Origin of the sequence: Xanthomonas sp. WHRI 8393 (assembly GCF_040203315.1) — a bacterium.
Taxonomy (GTDB): domain Bacteria; phylum Pseudomonadota; class Gammaproteobacteria; order Xanthomonadales; family Xanthomonadaceae; genus Xanthomonas; species Xanthomonas arboricola.
Genome location: NZ_JBEGGL010000007.1, coordinates 15,012 through 31,597 on the forward strand (window position 1 = coordinate 15,012; position 16,586 = coordinate 31,597).

11 protein-coding genes are annotated in these 16,586 nt (G+C 67.9%); 5 read left to right on the top strand and 6 right to left on the bottom strand.

Features of this window, described 5'->3' with window-relative positions; all coding sequences use genetic code 11:
* Positions 1-43 precede the first annotated feature (43 nt).
* Genes ABQ137_RS18435 through coaBC form a run of 3 tightly spaced genes read right to left on the bottom strand, consistent with a single transcriptional unit; the run spans position 44 to position 4,135 of the window.
* A complete protein-coding gene (locus tag ABQ137_RS18435; RefSeq protein WP_349783334.1) occupies positions 44-2,389 on the bottom strand; it encodes a phosphomannomutase/phosphoglucomutase in 2,346 nt (781 codons plus the stop codon).
* Between the two features lie 13 nt (positions 2,390-2,402).
* A complete protein-coding gene (gene dut, locus ABQ137_RS18440) occupies positions 2,403-2,870 on the bottom strand; it encodes a dUTP diphosphatase (protein ID WP_016901966.1) in 468 nt (155 codons plus the stop codon).
* Positions 2,867-4,135, bottom strand: coding sequence for a bifunctional phosphopantothenoylcysteine decarboxylase/phosphopantothenate--cysteine ligase CoaBC (coaBC, locus tag ABQ137_RS18445; RefSeq protein ID WP_024940449.1), 1,269 nt, complete (start codon positions 4,133-4,135; stop codon positions 2,867-2,869). Before coaBC ends, dut begins: the two co-directional genes overlap by 4 nt.
* Before the next feature lie 96 nt (positions 4,136-4,231).
* On the opposite strand from coaBC, the gene radC reads away from it, so the two are divergent.
* The 5 genes from radC (at position 4,232) to ABQ137_RS18470 (ending at position 8,961) form a co-directional block, all read left to right on the top strand.
* The gene (gene radC / locus ABQ137_RS18450; protein ID WP_049818219.1) at positions 4,232-4,909 is read left to right on the top strand and encodes a RadC family protein; all 678 of its coding nucleotides are present in this window, start codon (positions 4,232-4,234) and stop codon (positions 4,907-4,909) included.
* Between the two features lie 86 nt (positions 4,910-4,995).
* On the top strand, positions 4,996-6,684 hold the full coding sequence (argS, locus tag ABQ137_RS18455) for an arginine--tRNA ligase (RefSeq protein ID WP_349783335.1): 1,689 nt from the start codon (positions 4,996-4,998) through the stop codon (positions 6,682-6,684).
* Between the two features lie 45 nt (positions 6,685-6,729).
* A complete protein-coding gene (locus ABQ137_RS18460; protein ID WP_039524849.1) occupies positions 6,730-7,611 on the top strand; it encodes an SPOR domain-containing protein in 882 nt (293 codons plus the stop codon).
* A 5-nt stretch (positions 7,612-7,616) separates the two neighbouring features.
* The gene (locus tag ABQ137_RS18465; protein WP_349783336.1) at positions 7,617-8,165 is read left to right on the top strand and encodes a hypothetical protein; all 549 of its coding nucleotides are present in this window, start codon (positions 7,617-7,619) and stop codon (positions 8,163-8,165) included.
* Between the two features lie 40 nt (positions 8,166-8,205).
* Positions 8,206-8,961: an SDR family NAD(P)-dependent oxidoreductase gene (locus tag ABQ137_RS18470; protein WP_349783337.1), complete on the top strand. Its 756-nt coding sequence runs from the start codon at positions 8,206-8,208 to the stop codon at positions 8,959-8,961.
* A gap of 165 nt (positions 8,962-9,126) precedes the next feature.
* On the opposite strand, the gene ABQ137_RS18475 is transcribed toward ABQ137_RS18470, so the two are convergent.
* From ABQ137_RS18475 to ABQ137_RS18485, 3 genes are all read right to left on the bottom strand, one after another.
* Complete coding sequence (locus ABQ137_RS18475; RefSeq protein WP_349783338.1) at positions 9,127-10,254, bottom strand: acyltransferase family protein; 1,128 nt, start codon at positions 10,252-10,254, stop codon at positions 9,127-9,129.
* Positions 10,255-10,543: 289 nt separating this feature from the next.
* Positions 10,544-11,881, bottom strand: coding sequence for a glycosyltransferase (locus ABQ137_RS18480; protein WP_349783339.1), 1,338 nt, complete (start codon positions 11,879-11,881; stop codon positions 10,544-10,546).
* On the bottom strand, positions 11,874-15,857 hold the full coding sequence (locus ABQ137_RS18485; protein ID WP_349783340.1) for a non-ribosomal peptide synthetase: 3,984 nt from the start codon (positions 15,855-15,857) through the stop codon (positions 11,874-11,876). The genes ABQ137_RS18480 and ABQ137_RS18485 overlap by 8 nt, the downstream gene beginning before the upstream one ends.
* Positions 15,858-16,586 lie beyond the last annotated feature (729 nt).

Sequence of the window (16,586 nt, forward strand, 5' to 3'; positions counted from 1 at the left end):
GCCGGTACGCCGGCAGGGCAGTCGCCCGTGACGCACCGGCCGGTCAAAATTCCAGTGGATGATCCGGCAGCAGGGCCTGCAACTGGCTGCGGAACAACCCGCGAATCCGCTGCAGTGCGGCTTCGGTATCGGCCTCGAAGCGCAGCACCAGGATCGGCGTGGTGTTTGAGGCACGCACCAGGCCCCAGCCGTCGGCGAAGTCCGCACGCAGCCCGTCGATCGTCGACAGCCGCGCCGATTCGAACGGAGATTCCTCGCCAGCCTGGGCACGCTCGACAAAGCGCGCGACCAGCGCGTGCGCATCGCCGTCCACCGGCACCTTGATTTCAGGCGTGGACACGCTTTCGGGCAGGGCGTCCAACACCTCCGACGGGGTTTCCTCGCGCTGGGCCAGGATTTCCAGCAGGCGTGCGGCCGCATAGATGCCGTCGTCGAAGCCGTACCAGCGCTCTTTGAAGAAGAAGTGCCCGCTCATCTCGCCGGCCAGTTCGGCGTCGGTCTCGCGCATCTTGGCCTTGATCAACGAATGCCCGGTCTTCCACATCAACGGGCTGCCGCCGTTGCGCAGCACGTGATCGGACAACTTGCCGGTGCACTTGACGTCGTAGATCACCAGCGCGCCGGGATTGCGCTGCAGCACATCGGCGGCGAACAGCATCAGCAGACGGTCCGGGAACACCATGGCACCCTGCTTGGTGACCACGCCCAGACGATCGGCATCGCCATCGAAGGCCACGCCGATATCGGCATCGAAGCGCTGCACCATCTTGACCAGGTCGTCGAGGTTGTGCGGCTCGCTCGGGTCGGGATGATGATTGGGGAAGGTGCCGTCGATCTCGCAGTACAGCGGGATGACCTCGGCGCCGATCGCTTCTAGCAGGCGCGGTGCGATATCGCCGGCCACGCCGTTGCCGGCATCCACCACCACCTTGATCGGGCGGTCCAGCTGCACGTCGTCGGCGATGCGCTGGATGTAGGCGTCGCTGATGTCGCGCTGTTCCAGATCGCCAGGCGTTGCCGCGGTGTGCAGGCGGCCTTCGTTGATGCGCTGGTGCAGTTCGGCGATCGCCGCTCCGGACAGGGTCTCGCCACCGATCACGATCTTGAAGCCGTTGTAGTCGGGCGGATTGTGGCTGCCGGTGACCGCCACGCAGCTGCCGGCGCGTAGTTCGTAGGCGCCGAAGTACACCACCGGGGTGGGCGCCAGGCCGATGTCGATCACCTGGCAGCCGGCGCGGCGCAGGCCGTCGATCAGGCCATTGGCGAGCTCCGGGCCCGACAGCCGCCCATCGCGGCCGACCACCACCTCACGCAGGCCCTGCGCCTGCATCACGCTGCCGATGGCCTGGCCGATCAACGCGGCGACGCCGGGATTGAGATCCTTGCCGACCACGCCACGGATGTCGTAAGCGCGGAACATCTCGCTGGCGACCTGCACGGCCGGCACCAGCGCTGGCGGTGAGGGCGGCGCATCTGCGTCCAGCGGGCGCGCCTGGCTGGCGAGGCTGGCGTCGTGCTGCAGGCTCTGGCTGAAGGTGGGTTCGTCGGCGGTTGGCTCGCCGGCCACGCGGCGACGCGGCAAGGCGACGCGGCCACGGCTGGCCAGCACCAACAGCACGGCGATGACGAGCAGCAGCGCGGCCACGATCGCGCAGCCCACGGCGCCCAGACCCAGCGGGCCGTCATCGCGTTGTGGTACCGCGGCGGCCACGCGCAGGCCGCTGTTACCCAGGGGCCTGGCCAAAGTCTCGGCAGCATCGGCCAGCACCAGATCGCCCTGCTGGGCAACGTTGTAGCTGCCCTGGCGCAAGGCCAGGTACGCGCTGCCGGGCACTGCGATCGCATCCAGCGGGCCGGTCAGACGTAACAACGGCAGCCGCGCGTACGCCACCGCCGGTTGCGCGCCCAGGCGCACCGCTGCCGCTACGCCGAGACGGACCTGCTTGGCATCGCGCACCACGTGCACCTGCGCACGCTCGGCCACCAGTGCCGACTCGAGCAGGCTCAGCCGCGCGTAGCCGAAGTCCTTGGGATTGTCGTAGGCGGCAGCGAGGTCGCCGGACAGGACCTGCACATCCTCGGCGCCCTTGAAGCGCTCGCGGATGCTCGAAGCGGCCGCCAGCGCGTCGCCATTGGCCAACGCGGCGATGACCTGTGGCTGCTTGAGCACGGCGTCGAGCTGGCTGGCCTGCTGGGCCATGGCCCGGCTGATGTCCTGTACGGCGCGGTCGCGCGCCTGTTCCAGCTCCTGCGCAACCGCATCCTGGCGCCATTGCGTGTAGCTGCTCCAGCCGAACCAGGCAGCCAGCAGCACCAACACCCCCCCCAACACCGGACCACTCGTACGCACGCTGGACATCGACTGCCTGCGCTCGTTCGCCTTGCTCATGTGACGTCCCCCGTCAGCGCACGCCGGTGTGGCCGAATCCACCCGCTCCCCGCGCGCTGTCGACGAAAGTATCCACCACTTGCAAGCCCACGCGCACGATCGGCAGGATCACCAGCTGTGCGATGCGGTCGCCCGGCTCGATGGTGAAGGCCTCACGGCCGCGATTCCAGGTGCTGATCAGCAGCGGCCCCTGGTAATCGGCATCGATGAGCCCGGTGCCGTTGCCGAGCACGATGCCGTGGCGATGGCCCAGGCCCGAGCGCGGCAGGATCACCGCGCACAGCTGCGGGTCGGCCAGATGGATGGCGATGCCGCTGGGAATCAGCGCCGCATCGCCCGGTTCCAGCGTCATCGGCGCTTCCAGCGCGGCGCGCAGGTCCATGCCGGCGCTGGCGTCGGTGGCGTAGGCCGGCAGCGGCCACAGATCGCCAAAGCGCGGGTCGAGCAGCTTCACCTGCAGGGACTGGGTCGGGGTGCTCATGCCTGCAATCTCTCCGCGATCAGGGCCAACAGCTGGTCGGCCAATTCGGTCTTGCTGCTGCTGGGGAAGGCGCGCTCGCCGCCCTGCCAGTAGGCGGTGGCGGCGTTGTTGTCGCTTTCGAAGCCGCCGCCCTCGATCCCCACCTGGTTGGCGATGATCAGGTCCAGCCGCTTGGCGGCCAGCTTGCCACGCGCGTAATGCTCCACGTCGTGCGTTTCGGCGGCAAAGCCGACCACCAGCTTCAGCGCGCCGGTCTGCGCGGCGACCTCGGCCAGGATGTCCGGGGTGCGCACCAGCTCCAGGGTCAGCGTCTCGCCGGTCTTCTTGATCTTCTGCGCGACCACCCGCTTGGGGGTGTAGTCGGCCACTGCGGCGGCGCCGATGTAGATGTCGGCCGGGAACGCGCCCAGCACCGCATCGCGCATCTGCGCAGCCGAGCGCACGTCGATCCGCCGCACCCCGGCCGGGGTGGTCTGGTGCACCGGGCCGCTGACCAGTACCACGTCGGCGCCCTGGCTGGCAGCGGCAGCGGCCAGGGCATAGCCCATCTTGCCGCTGCTGCGGTTGCCCACGTAGCGCACCGGGTCCAGGTCCTCGAAGGTGGGGCCGGCGCTGATCACGATGCGCAGGCCGTCCAGTTGCGCGCTGCTGGGCACGAACGCCGGGGCGGCAGCAGCCTTGGAGGCGAGCGGCGCGGCGCTGCCGGCACCGCCGGCCAGGGCGGCGATGATCGCCGCCGGCTCGGCCAGCCGGCCGGGGCCGGACTCGCCTTCGGCCAGCGGGCCGTCCTCGGGACCGACCACGCGCACGCCGCGCGCGGACAGGGTCGCCACGTTCGCCTGCGTGGCCGGGTGCAGCCACATGCGGTGGTTCATTGCCGGGGCCACGGTCAGCGGCGCGGTGGTGGCCAGGCACAGCGTGCTGACCAGATCGTCGGCCAGGCCGTGCGCCAGCCGCGCCAGCAGGTCGGCGGTGGCCGGGGCGACGATCACCTGATCGGCCCAGCGCGCCAGTTCGATATGTCCCATCGCCTGCTCGGCGGCACTGTCCCACAGCGTGGTGCGGGTGGGCTGCCCGGACAGTGCCTGGAAGCTGAGCGGGGTGACGAATTGTTGCGCGCCGCTGGTCATGGCGACCTGCACCTGCGCACCGGCGTCGCGCAGGCGACGGACCAGTTCGAGCGATTTGTAAGCGGCAATGCCTCCGCCGACGCACAGCAGCAAGCGCTGTCCGTCCAGGGGGCGGGCCTGAGTGGAGCCGATCACGTCGGAGTCGTCCTACGGTTACAAGGACAACTAGATTAGCCGATGCCCCCGTCCGGCCTGATAGGCGTGAGCGATGAGCACCGGCAATCTCGCCATATGCACATTCACGACTGGCCCACCCACGAACGCCCGCGCGAGAAACTGCTGGCGCGCGGGGCACCTGCCCTGTCCGATGCCGAGCTGCTGGCGATCTTTGTCGGCTCCGGCCTGCGCGGCCAGGACGCCGTCCAGACCGGACGCAATCTGCTGCTGCGCCACGGCCCGCTGCGCGTGCTGCTGGATCACACGGCGCCCGCCCTGGCGCGCCTGCCCGGCCTGGGTCCGGCCTCGGCCTGCAAGCTCAGTGCGGCGCTGGAACTGGCGCACCGCCACCTGCTGAGCGCACTGGAACGCGGCGACGCGCTCAGCGACCCGCCCAGCGTCGGCCGCTACTTTTCGCAGCGGCTGCGTGCGCGCCCCTACGAGGTGTTCGCGGTGCTGTACCTGGACACTCGCCATCACGCCATCGCCTTCGAGGAAGTGTTCACCGGCACCATCGACGGGGCCGACATCCACACGCGCGAAGTGGTGCGGCGGGCGCTACTGCACAATGCCGCGGCGGTGATCGTCGGGCACAACCACCCTTCAGGCAATCCGGAGCCGTCCGAGGCCGACCGCGCGGTCACCCGGCGCCTGCTGGATGCGTTTGAGCTGGTGGATATCCGCCTGCTGGACCACTTCGTGATCGGCGACGGGCGTCCGGTCTCGCTGGCCGAGCGCGGCTGGCTGGGATGAGCGCGCGGCGGTGACCTGAACCGTCGGCCCGACCCCGGGGCGCGCGGTCGGGTAAAATCGGTGGTTTCGTTCCAAGCAGATCCCACGTGAAAGCCCAACTCCGCGCACTGATCGGCCAAGGCATTGAAGCCTTGCGCGCCAACGGCACCCTGCCTGCCGACACCCTGCCGCCGGATTTTGTGGTCGAGCGGCCCAAGACGCGCGAGCACGGCGACTTCGCCACCAATGCCGCGATGCTGCTGGCCAAGCCGGCGCGCAGCAACCCGCGCGCGCTGGCCCAGGCGCTGGTCGCCGCATTGCCGGCCAGCGACGACGTGGCCAAGGTGGAGATCGCCGGCCCGGGCTTCATCAACTTCCACCTCGCCCCCACCGCCTACCAGCGCGAAGTGGCGCATGTGCTCAAGCAGGGCCACGACTACGGCCGCGGGCTGGCCGGCAACGGCCGCTCGGTGGGCGTGGAATATGTCTCGGCCAACCCGACCGGCCCGCTGCACGTCGGCCACGGCCGCGCCGCGGCGATCGGCGACAGCCTGGCGCGCGTGCTCGATGCCAACGGCTGGAACGTCAAGCGCGAGTTCTACTACAACGATGCCGGCGTGCAGATCGAGAACCTGGCCCTGTCGGTGCAGGCGCGCGCGCAGGGGCTCACCCCCGACAGCGACGGCTGGCCGGAGAACGGCTACCGCGGCGACTACATCGCCGATGTGGCCACCGCCTACCTGGCTGGCGACACCGTCGACCTGGAAGGCCACCTGGTCACCGGCGGCAAGGACCCTGCCGATTTCGACGCGATCCGCCGCTTCGCCGTGGCCTACCTGCGTAACGAGCAGAACCACGACCTGGCCGCGTTCCGCGTCGATTTCGATATCTATTTCCTGGAAAGCTCGCTGTACAAGGATGGCAAGGTCGAAGAAGCGGTGCAGAAGCTGATCGCCTCCGGCCATACCTACGAGGAAGGCGGTGCGTTGTGGTTGAAGTCCACCGACTTCGGCGACGACAAGGACCGGGTGATGCGCAAGTCCGACGGCACCTACACCTACTTCGTGCCGGACGTGGCCTACCACCTGACCAAGTGGCAGCGCGGCTACGAGCGCGCGATCACCGAGCTGGGGGCCGATCACCACGGCTCGCTGACGCGCGTGCGCGCCGGCCTGCAGGCGCTGGAACTGGGCATCCCGCAAGGCTGGCCGGAATACGTGCTGCACCAGATGGTCACGGTGATGCGCGGCGGCGAGGAAGTGAAACTGTCCAAGCGTGCCGGCAGCTACGTCACCCTGCGCGATCTGATTGAGGAAACCAGCGCCGATGCGGTGCGCTGGTTCCTGATCGCGCGCAAGCCCGACTCGCAGCTCACCTTCGACATCGACCTGGCCCGTCAGCAGAGCAACGACAACCCGGTGTTCTACGTGCAGTACGCGCATGCCCGCGTCTGCAGCGTGCTGCGGCAGGCGCAGGAGAAGGGCTACAAGTACGAGCAGGCGCATGGACTGGCCGAGCTGGCGCGCCTGGACGACGAGCATTCGCTCAACGTCATGGTCGAGCTGTCGCGCTATACGGAGGTGGTGGAAATCGCCGGGCAGACGCTGGAGCCGTACCAGATCGCGCAATACCTGCGTGAATTGGCGCACGCCTTCCACACGTGGTATCACAACACCAAACTGCTGGTGGACGATGCCGCAGAGCGCGACGCCAAGCTCACCCTCGCCGTCGCCACGCAACAGGTGCTCGCCAACGGCCTGGAACTGCTTGGCGTCAGCGCCCCAGAAAAGATGTAAGCCGGGCCGCATGGCCCGCAACGACGTGATTCGGAGAAGTGGTAGATGGCAGCACGACGCGGTAAGAGTCAGGCGCGACGCAACACCAGCAATGGCACCCCCGGTTGGGTGTGGTTGGTGGCGGGCGCTGCGATTGCGGCAGTAATCTTTCTGGCCGCGCCCAACCTGTTCAAGAAGGACGGCGACGGCTTCCTGCGCGTAGGCCCGCGCGCCAACCCCGACGCACAGCCCGAGCCGGTGGCCGATGCCGACGTGGATACGCCGGCCGAGCTGCCCAAGCCCAGCGCGCAACCGCCCAAGCCGCAGGCCAAGCCGGGCGATGCGCAGACCCAGTACGACTTCTATACCTTGCTGCCCGGCAAGGAAGTGCAGATGTCCGATGCCGAACTGGCGGCCAGCGCGCGCGCCGAGGAAGCTGCACGTGCGCGCGCCGCATTGGAAGGCAAGCCGGTCGCGCCTGCACCGGGTGCGAGTGTGGCGGCAGCCACGCCGGCCGCCAGCGTGCCGGTCCCGTTGACCGAAACTGCCGCCAGCGCGCCGAAGCCATTGGCCGAGACCGCCCCGGCACGCCCGGCCGCCACCCCGGCCCCGGCCAGCACTGCGGCACTGAGCACGCCGGCTGCAACCGCTGCGCCGAAGCCGGCAGCGACGGCAGCAGCTGCCACCCCAGCAGCTGCCTCTGCAGTGACCGACAACACCCGCTACATCCTGCAGGCCGGCTCGTTCGGCGCCTCCGGCGATGCCGAATCGACCAAGGCCAAGCTGGCGATGATGGGCCTGGCCGCACGCGTGGAGTCGGCCGACATCAGCGGCAAGACCGTCTACCGCGTGCGCATGGGGCCGTACGGCAGCGCCAGCGAACTGGCAGAAGCCAAGCAGAAACTGACCGGTAGCGGCTTGCCCGCCATTGCGATCAAGGCGCAGTAGCCGCCGTGCTGCAGCGCACCGCCGGCCTGTGGTTGTGGTGGGGACTGATCGGCGCGGCGCACGCCACCGAGCAGATTCCCGACCGCATCCGGATCGACGGGCAGGACGCGGTGCTGCTGGCCGAGCCATTGGCGCCGGTGCTGGACGACCAGGCCACCTGGCAACGGTTCGTGGCGCATGCGCGGCCGGCGCTGGGCAGTTGCAGTGCAAACTGGCGCGGCTACCAGGCCGATTGGCGCGTGGAGCAGACGCAAGTGCTGCTGGATCGCATCGTCATCGGTGCCTGCGACACCGCGCCGCCGGCGTTACCGCTCGAGGTGTTGTTCCCCGGACGAACCGCCCCGGTCGCCGCGGACTGGATCGATGGCGAGCTGGTGATCGCCCTGCCAACCGCCACGAGCACCGGCGACACCGCACCCGGCGCCGCAGAAGCACCGTATCTGCTCCTGCAGGTGCAACACGGCCGCGTGGTGACGCGCGAGCCGCTCAGTGAGGCCGAGCTGCGCGCGCTTCGCGCCCAGGCCAACGCACCTGGTCCTGCCACCACACCCTGATCCCTTTGCCTGACCCCCTCGTTCGCAGGAGTTATCCCCCATGTCCAAGACTGTTCTGATCACCGGTGCCACCTCCGGATTCGGCAGCGCCGCCGTGCGCCGTTTTGCCGCCGCCGGCTGGAAGATCATCGCCACCGGCCGCCGCGCCGAGCGCCTGGATGCGTTGGCGGCCGAGCTGCCCGCCGGCCAGGTGCACACCGCTGCCTTCGACATGCGCGATGCGCAGGCCTTGTCGGCAGCGATCGACGCATTGCCGGCCGAGTTTGCCGACATCGATGTGCTGGTCAACAACGCCGGGCTGGCGCTGGGCACCGCGCCCGCGCAGCAGGCCGACCTGGCCCAGTGGCAGCAGATGATCGACACCAATGTCACCGCGCTGGTCACCCTCACCCACCGCCTGCTGCCGGCGCTGATCGCACGCCGTGGCGCCATCATCAACATCGCCTCGGTCGCGGCAACCTACCCCTACACCGGCGGCAACGTGTACGGCGGCACCAAGGCGTTCGTGCAGCAGTTTTCGCTGGGCCTGCGCGCGGACCTGCACGGCACCGGCGTACGCGTGACCTCGATCGAACCGGGCATGGCCGAAACCGAATTCACCCTGGTGCGCACCGGCGGCAACCAGGCCGCCTCGGACACGCTGTACCGCGGCGCCACCCCGATGACCGCCGAGGACATCGCCGAGCAGATCTTCTACGTCGCCAGCCTGCCGGCGCATCTGAACATCAATCGGCTGGAAATCATGCCGGTCACGCAGTCGTTCGCCGGTTTCCAGGTGGCGCGCGACGCGCAGTGACGATGGCCTGCAACGCCAGTGCCTCGGTCGCGCCGCGATCCGATGGTGTGGCGGTCGGCGCGCGAGCAGATCGCGCCGCATCCAAGCTGGGTGCGGCGCGGCAACCGGCGCACCGCCAGGGATGACGAAAACGCCGCGCATTGCGCGGCGTTTTGCTTTACCCGGTCAGCCGCGATCGGCGGCAGCCAACGGCTGCGCGCCTGGCCGCAGCATCCTGTCGCGCAGTTGCAGGAACGGGCGCTCCACCGCGTAGTGCAACAGCGCGCCACCCAGCACCGCCACCAGACCATACACCGCAAATGCCAGCACGCCCCGCCCCTCCAGCGCCGGGCCGAACCAGTCCTGGGTGAGATGGAAGACGGCCTTGTGGGTCAGATACAGGCTGTAGGAGATGGCCGCCAGCCATGCCGCGCCCGGCACGCGCAAACCGCCAAGCACACCGCTGCTGGCGGTGCCGGCGAGCACCAGCAAAGCCAGCCCCAGCGACAGCACCGGCCAGCCCACCGCATTGCCGAGCAGGCCGGTGCGCTCGCGGAACAGCCACAGTGCCAGCGCCAGAATCGCCACGCCGGCACACAGGATGGCGTTGCCGTGCTGCTGCAGCCGTTGCCACGTCATGGGACGAAACACCTTCAGCACCGCCAGCACGACACCGGCCAGCAGACCATCCAGACGATTCCAGGTCGGGTAGTAGATGTCTTCGATAAACCAGTTGCGCTGCAGACCGACGCCAGCGCTGTCCAGGGCGGTGTTGTGCCACCAGATGCCGGCACGCAGCGCGATGCCTGCAACCACGACCAGCACGCAGAGCACGCCAAAGCGTGTAGCCGAGGGCCGACGCAGCAGCAGCGTCGCCAGCAACGGAAACACCAGATAGAAATGTTCTTCCACGCACAACGACCAGGCGTGCGAGAACGCGGCATCACGGCCGTAGTCGACGAACAGGTTCAGGGTGAAGGTGACGAACATCCACCACGGCGCCAGCCCGGGCGACTCGCGAAAATCCGGCCACGCCATGTAGATCACCAGCACCAGCAAGAACGCCGGCAGGATGCGAAACGCGCGGCGCAGATAGAACTCCTTGAAGTCCAGGCGTTGCCCGCGCGCCAGCGGCCTCAGCACCTGCGTGCCGATCAGAAAGCCGCTCAGGACGAAGAACAGGTCCACGCCCATCCAGCCGTAGCGCGACAACCACGCCCAGTCCGGCCCCAGACCGCCGACCACGAAGGAATGGAACAGCATCACCCAGACAATGGCGAGGCCACGCAGCAGATCGAGAGCGGGGTAGCGCATGCGGGCGATGCAAAGCCGAGGGAGCCCGATTGTGCCGCATCCTACCGATGCGACGATGCCGGCGCTGGCCGCATTCGCCAGCTCGGATCAGCAATGCAGACGCTGTTTCCACCTCACTCCGTCATGCAGGCATGGTCCGGCCGACCACCCATCGGCGACAGCAACACGCCAGCGCCCCGCCCGTGCAGCAGCCAAGGGGCTTCGGTGAGGCCAGCCGCATTGCCGCAGCCAATCCAATGTTGACGCCGTGGCTCCCCCCACAGCGTCAACCATCACGCATCGGCCTGTGTCACGCGACGGCCTGCTGCTCGATCCGCACGGCCGGCGCCATCGACAGCGCCGGTTGCAGCAATCCCCAGGCTTCCAACTGCTCCACCGCGCGGCCGATTCCGTCTTCCTCGCGGATGCGCTGCCCCAGCGCGCGTGCCGCTGCGCGCATGCTCGGCGCGCTGGCCTGGCTGATGGCATCGGCCAGGGTCTCCGGCTGTAATCCGACCCGTGCGAGCGCCGGCGGGGCGACGCCGCGTTGGGCCAGGCAGTGCGCCCAGAACGGCTGGTCATAGCCGAACGGCAGCACCACCGACGGAATCCCCGCAGCCAGCGCCGCACCGGTGGTGCCGGCACCGCCGTGATGCACCGCCACCGCCACCCGCGGAAACAGCCAATCGTGCGGTGCCTGCTCCAGCTGGAAGAAGCGCTCGGCATCGTCGGATGCGTCTTCCGCGGCCGCCAGCCCGCCCCAGCCGCTGGCCAGCAGCGCACGTTGACCGGTCAGACGCACCGCCGCCTTGACGATGGCGGTGAGCTGGGCCGCATCGCTGCTGATCATGCTGCCGAAGCCGATATACAGCGGCGGCGGACCGGCCTGCAGAAACGCCTGCAGCGCGGCCGGCGGCTGCCACTGCGGCTGCGGCAACTGCCAGAATCCGCTGACCTGGGCCCGGTCCGGCCAGTCCGGCGGACGTGGGCACAGATGCTCGCTGTAGCCATACACCACGCGCTGCGCGCTGCGATCGGGCCCGCTCCACGGATATGCCGGCAGCCCCAAGGCCGGGCGCACGATGCCGTTGAGCGCCGGGCGCATCAGCTGCCAGCCGGCAAAGCGCACCGCGTGATGCAACGCCACGCTCACCAGCCCGGGCAGGCGCACGGTGGGCATCACCATCAACGGTACATGCCGCGAGGCGGTCAGCGGCTGCAATTGCGTGAATACCACCGGCAGGCCGTAGGCCTGGCCCAGGCTATGCGCCAGCAGGCTGGCGCTGCCGACGCCGAGAATCAGCCCGGCATCGGCACAGGCCGCGCGGCCCTGCTCGGCCCAGTCGCGCGCCCACTCCAGCAGCTGCGCACGCAAGGTGCCCCAGATGCCACGCCAGCCACCACGCATCTCGGCGACATCCGGATGGCCCTGCAGCAGTTTCTGGTGGTCGCCGCTGAGCGGAAAGAAGTCCAGCCCATTGGCGCGGATCAGCGCTTCGAAGTTGGCGCTGGTCAGCACCCGCACCGGGTAACCGCGCGCCTGCAAGCCACGGCCCAGCGCGATGATCGGGCGCACATCACCATGCGTGCCCAGGGTGGCGATCAGCACCGGGCGCTGGCGTCCCGCATTGAAGGAAGACTCAGGCATATTCGGCCACCCCGTCGCTGGCGGTGGCGATGCTGCCATCGCGTTGTGCGGCTTTCGTGGTGGCCGCGTGCAGCAGTGCGCTGAGCGTGGCCGAATGCGTGGACGACAGCATCGAGTGGTGGTCGCTGTCGAGCACATGCAGTTGCAGGTTGCGCACATACGGGCGCCAGGCCTGCGGCCGGTAATCCACCCACACCGTATCGTCGCCGCCGGAGGTCATGCGCACGCTCGCTTCGACGAACACCACATCCTGGTCCAGCGGCTTGGGACGATGACGCCGCGCCAGATGCAGGTGGTGCTGGGTCATGCCGCCCATGTCGTCCAGCAACGTGGGGCGTTGCTCGAGCAGCTGGCGCACTGCGGGCAGGTCGTTCAAGCCGTAGTGATCGCACAGCAGGCTGGCCAGTTCGGCCACCGTGGTCGGCATCGGCTGGCCGTGTGCCAGATGCAGGCCCAGCGCATGCACCGATGCACGCACGTTTTCCGATTCCGGCAGCGACGCGGCCTGCTCCAGGTGCGGGTAGCTGTCGAGCATCGCCAGCAATTCGACTTCTTCGCCCAGCGCGTGCAGTTCGGCAGTGATGGCATGCGCGATCAAGCCGCCCAGCGACCAGCCGATCAATCGATACGGCCCCTGCGGCTGTACCGTGCGCAGCCGCGCCAGATAGTCGCGCGCGATCGCCTCGATGCTTTCCGGGCGATGCTGCGGGTCGCTCAAGCCGGGCGACTGCAAGGCATACACCGGCCACTGCGGATCCAGCTGACCGAGCAAGGTGAGATACGACCAGCCCAGACCGACCACCGGGTGGATGCAGAACAGCGGCGGCGTACCCGGGGTGCCCGCACGCAACGGCAACAGCACGCCAAGCGGGTCGTTCGGGATCTGCGCGTTGCGCTTGATCACCTCGGCCAGGCCGGCGATCGTCGGCGCATGGAACAGGGTGCCCAATGGCAGTTCGACACCAAACGTCTGCGGGAAGCGTGCGGCCATTTCCGCCGCGCGCAGCGAGTCGCCGCCGAGCTCGAAGAAGTTGTCTTCCACACCCACCACTTCGATGCCCAGCACGTCCTGCAGCATCGCTGCCAGCTGATGTTCGAGCGCATCGCGCGGCGCCACATGCGCGCGCTGCGGTAACGCACCCGGCGACGGCAAGGCGCGGCGATCCAGCTTGCCATTGGATGTCAGCGGCAGTGCCTGCAACGGCACCCACAAGGTGGGAATCATCGACGCCGGCAGGCGCTGCTGCAGATGGGCGCGCAACAGCTCGGGCGACGGCGTTGCGCCGTGCTTGCCCACCACATACGCCAGCAACTGCAGCGCGTCGTGGTCGCCATCGCGATGACCGACCACCACCGCCTGCGCCACCTGCGAGTGGAGCAGCAAGGCGTTTTCGATTTCGGCCGGCTCCACGCGATGGCCGCGGATCTTCAATTGCGCATCGGCGCGGCCGATGAATTCCAGCATGCCGTCGCGGCGCTGACGCACGCGGTCGCCGGTGCGGTACATGTTGCTGCCGTCGTCGGCGAACGGGTCGCGCACAAAGCGCTCGCTGGTCAGCTGGCGCTTGCCGCGATAGCCCTTGGCCACGCCCGCGCCACCGATGTACAACTCACCGATCGCGCCGGTCGGCAGCGGTTGCCGCTGCGCATCGAGCACATAGACGCGGGTATTGAGCAGCGGCCTGCCGATCGGCGGGGCGGCAGCGTCGGTGAGCTGCAACGGCATGATGGTCGACCAGATCGTGGTTTCGGTCGGCCCGTACAACTGGGTCAGGCGCCCGACCCGGCTCAGCAACTGGGTCGCCAGTTCCGGCACCAGGGCTTCGCCGCCGACCAGGGCGTGGATACGGTCCAGCGCCAGATCCTGATTGGCCAGCAGGATGCGCCACAGCGACGGGGTCGCCTGCACCATGCTGATCTGCTCCTGCGCGATCAGCCGCGACAGGCTGCGTGGATCGTGGGTGATGCCGGCCGGTGCGATGACCACGCGCGCACCCACCAGCAACGGCAGATACAGCTCCAGCCCGGCGATATCGAAGGTGATGGTGGTGACCGCCAGCACGCGGTCGCGCGGACGCAACGCAAGCTCATGCTCCATCGCATGCAGGAAATTGAACAGGTTGCGATGGCTGATTTCCACACCCTTGGGCGCGCCGGTCGAGCCGGAGGTGTACAGCACATAGGCCGTACCGTCCGGCGTGGCCAGCGGCGCGATCGCCGCCGGCAACACCGCCGGGCGCGGATCCAGCCAGACCATGCCGCCGAGCAGATAGCGCTCGCACAACGCCGGCTCGCAGACCAGCGCGATGGCACCGGAATCGTTGAGCATCTGCCGGTTGCGTGCGGCCGGGCTTTCCGGGTCCAGCGGCAGATACGCCGCCCCGCTCCACATCACCGCCAGCAGGGCCACCAGCAATTGCTCGCTGCGCGGCAGCGCGATGGCGACCACGTCGCCAGGGCGGACACCATCGGCCACCCATTGCGCGGCGATGCGCGAGGCCAGTTCGCACAGCGTGGCGTAGTCCAGGGTGCGGTTGTCGTATTGCACCACCACTGCCGCCGGCATCAGCTCGGCACGCTGCAGCATGCCGTGCAGCAGCGTGGCCGGTTCCGGCAGCGCTGCGGCGGTGGCGTTCCAGGTCTGCAACAGGCGGCGGCGTTCCGCATCGCCCAGCACATCGATCTGGCCCAGCGCGCATTCCGGATCGGCCAGCACCGCATCGGCCAGATGGGTCAGCCGGCGGCAGTGCTCGGCCAGCTCGTCGCTGTCGTACAGCGCCGGATTGGCATCCAGATCGAAGCGCAACGCGGCACCGTCGCCGCGCTCGTAGCAGAAGATGGTCAGATCGTCGGCCGGGCCGTTGGACAGGTTATGCGGCATCGCATAGGCCTGGCCAAAGCGCAGTGCGTAGTCGAAGGCTTCGATGTTCACTGCCAGGCGTGCGAACTTCTGATCGATCCCGAACATGCCCAGATCGCGGCGCACGTCCTCGAAGCGGTATTGCTGGTGGCGCAGCGCATGCCTGACCACCGAGGACACCTGCGCGAACAGCGCATGCACCGGCTGCTGCGGATCCATTTTCAGGCGCAGCGAAATCACATTGGCCACCAGGCCTGCGGTCTGCCGGTAGCGCGCATTGATGCGGCCGGTCACCGGCATGGCCAGCACCAGATCTTCGGCACCGGTGCAACGGTAGTAATACGCGGCAATCAGCGAAATCAGCATCTGCGGCAGGCTGGCGCCATAGTCCTTGCCGAGCGCGCGCAGCCGCACCACCTGCTGCGGCGAGAACTGTCCGGTGCCACGCAACAAGCCGGTCGACAGGTGATTGCCCGGACGCGCCAGGGTCGCCGGCGGCGGCAGGTCGGCCAGCTGCTGCATCCAGTAGCTGCGGTCGCGCTGAAAACGATCGGACTCGCGATACTGCTGTTCCAGCTCGATCAGCGACAGCGCGCTACCGTATTGCGCGGGCTCCGGCTCGCGATTTTCTGCGTAGGCGTTATACAGCACCGCCATGCGCTGCATCATGATCGAGGCGCAATAGCCATCCATCACCAGATGGCTCACGCATTGCACCCACATATGGTGGTCTTCGCCAAGGCGAAACACCGCGCAATGCCATAACGGCCCGTTCTGCAGATCTTCCGGCTTGCGGATTTCTTCGTCGACCCAATGCTCGGCGGCGTTGCGCGGGGAAGGATCTTCGCTGACGTTGAAATACGGGATCGCGGCGGTGTATTCGGGCAGGACCACCTGATGCGGCACGCCGTCGTGCTCGGCGATGCATAGCCGCAGCGTGTCGAATTCGCGCGTCAGCTGCATGCTGGCGCGGATCAGCAGCTGCGGATCCAGCGGGCCGAACATTTCCAGGGCTTCGGACAACATCAAGGTGTTGTCGGTATGCAACTTGCTGGCCACCCACAGGCCGCGTTGCGCTTTGGTCAGGGGAAACACCGGAGAGTCGTCAGTGTGCATTGCGTGCATCCTTCTTGTGTGGCGCGCAGTCGCCCGGTGCGCCATGTCCGCAATGCGGTCAGTGGAACGCCGGATCAGCACCTGGCCTTGAGAACGTGAGGTAAGAGACACCGACGACCGCCAACGCATGCCGGCGATATACGATGGAAACGCACAATGGGAACGCACCACGAAGCGACGTGCAGCGTCGCTACCACGACGTGCAACGACATTGCTAAAAGCACTTGTTTCCCGACAAGTTAAACAAACACTAACAATTAGCCACCGCGATAAACCGTGCAAAAATCACGAAATCCGCGTCGCCTGCGAAAATTTTTTGCCGAAGTGTGATTTCAACTAATGTTCTGGATGCATACGCCCACAGCGCGCGTTTTGCGGCGGTTGCGCGCTACCGAACCGACGGCCATGCATCGCACCGGAGCCGGTGAAGGCTTTTTTTCCGGGAATTTTGCATGGCCTGCGCCGCGCCCATGGCCGCATGCACTAAGACCATTGTGTGCAACGGCGTTGACGCTATTGCATTGCCGGCGCAACCACTTCGCAAAATACAGTGATTTTTTGCAATGCAGTCTGCAACTGTGCGGTCACGCCACGGTTACTTGATTGTCATTGCCATGCTGAGGCGATCACGTATGCACAGCTGTTGCTGGTGATTGCCTGGCCCTGGCTGGGCCGATGGCGTTGATCGTGGCACGCCGTCGTTGCAGGCAATGCCTTACCGGGCTCGGC